At 47.5% G+C, this 1,864-nt stretch carries 3 protein-coding genes; 1 reads left to right on the forward strand and 2 read right to left on the reverse strand.

Annotated features, from left to right (window positions below; translation table 11 throughout):
- Positions 1-300, reverse strand: a 300-nt coding sequence (locus AADEFJLK_RS21235) for an IS6 family transposase (protein ID WP_146054695.1), incomplete at its 3' end; no start/stop codon positions are given.
- A 16-nt stretch (positions 301-316) separates the two neighbouring features.
- Between AADEFJLK_RS21235 and AADEFJLK_RS21240 the strand changes: the two genes are divergently transcribed.
- Entirely contained in the window at positions 317-769 is a 453-nt protein-coding gene (locus AADEFJLK_RS21240) for a DUF4384 domain-containing protein (RefSeq protein WP_170065203.1), read from the forward strand.
- A 175-nt stretch (positions 770-944) separates the two neighbouring features.
- On the opposite strand, the gene AADEFJLK_RS21245 is transcribed toward AADEFJLK_RS21240, so the two are convergent.
- On the reverse strand, positions 945-1,864 hold a 920-nt coding region (locus AADEFJLK_RS21245; protein ID WP_282957376.1), incomplete at its 5' end, for a calcium-binding protein.

Raw genomic sequence — 1,864 nt, forward strand, 5'->3', positions numbered from 1 at the left:
AGTGTCGCCAAATTTGTCCACCGCGCGGTACAAGTAGGCCCATTCCCCTTTGATTTTGATGTACGTCTCGTCCATACGCCAAGAGCCGGCAACCGTCCGTTTGCGGCTTTTTGCCGCCAAAGCGATCAGTGGCGAATAGCGGACAACCCAGCGGTTCAGGGTCGCATGATCCACGGCGACACCGCGCTCCGCCAAAATTTCTTCCAGGTCGCGGTAGGAAACGCCATACCGGACATAGAAGAAAACCGCGTGCAGGATAACGTCTTTCGGATAGTGGGCACCTTTAAAGCTGATCTTCATAGTCCGGCAACAAAAATTGGCGGATTATCCCCCAAAATTAGAAAGTTTGCGACAGAACCTCTTCATAGTCTGGCAACAAAATTGGCGGATTATCTCCAAAGTTTGGGATATTTGCGACAAAACTTTATTCCCTAATCAGTATGATAATGATAACCGTATTTCAGCTAACACTCCGTTACACCTGTCGAGCAGCAAGTGGCAAATACGCGCTAATGGCCCCGCTGGCAAAGATCGTTTCGTCGCGATCGTCTCAGGTACGGCAAACCGTTTTGCAGGGTTAGGCGTGCCTGTGACCCCCTTTAAAAAGATTATGGGCGATACGGCAGGTGCAAGAGAACTTATCAAAAGGTTAGTGACACCTGATAAAAGCTGTAAGCCCTCTAAAAGTGATCAAAGGGATTTTGACGCAATGCCAACCTGCTCGTCCGGTTATGGTGCGGGTTACACAGATGTGCAAGAAACTAATTGAAACGCTTTTTGTTGGTTTCTGGATGTTGTCACAAATATTTAAGGGTAAATTGATAGCCGATAAAAGGTGATCCTAACCATTTTATCGGCATCCTGCCACTTCGGTCTGGACGCGGCAGGACTTGCGATACGGCAAACGTGAGTAAAGCAGGACGCCGCATAGCGTAAGTTATCAGTTAAACCAACCAAACCCCTCCTGCTGCCAGCCCTGCGGTGTTCAAATTACTTGCGGTAACGCCTGTCAATTGCACTAAAGTATCCGTGATGCCGCCGTCTTGGAAAACATAAGTATTGCCGAGCGCGTCAAAAGCAACGGTTTCACCAGCTTTTATATTGCCTTGCAAATAGCTTAAGACATTAGAAAAGTTACTTTGTGTCAATGTAAGTTCTGATGAGAAACTATCGGCATCGTCAAAACTTATAATGCCGTTGCTAATGGCGTGGCTTTTAATAATCCCTGAATTAACGCCATCTATAGCGGATACGTCACCTGCAATAGTGGTGTTGGCTAAGTCCAATTGATCTGCCGTAGTATCGGTAACCGAATTGCCTAACGAAAAACCAATTACGGTATCGTAACCCGTGACTTTGCTGTCACCTGCGGCCACCACAACCTTATCGGTCACAGCGACGATTTCTGTCAGCACGATGCTGTCCTTACCCACGCCGCCTATCAATATGTCCAAACCTTCACCGCCATCTAATTTATCGTCACCACTTAAAGCTGACAAGCTGTTCGCGGCCGAATTTCCAGTCAACGAATTGCTATAGGCATTACCTATAGCATCAAGTGCTTCGCCGCCTGTTAACGTCAAATTTTCTACGCTGGTGCCAATTAGACTGTAACTGACTGAGCTATTAACCGTATCTATGCCTTCGTTAGCATTTTCAACAATGGTGTCTTCTGAGCTGTCAACGATATAAACATCATTGCCATTACCGCCAACAAGATAATCATTGCCAAGTCCGCCATCCAGCTTGTCATTACCGTCACCGCCATAGATAGTGTCCGCCCCCGCGCCGCCGTTTAGGGTGTCTTTGGCATTGCCCCCATACAAACTGTCATTCCCGCCCAAACCATTTAAGGTGCTGCCGT

It is taken from the genome of Methylovulum psychrotolerans, from assembly GCF_002923755.1.
Classification (GTDB): Bacteria; Pseudomonadota; Gammaproteobacteria; order Methylococcales; family Methylomonadaceae; genus Methylovulum; species Methylovulum psychrotolerans.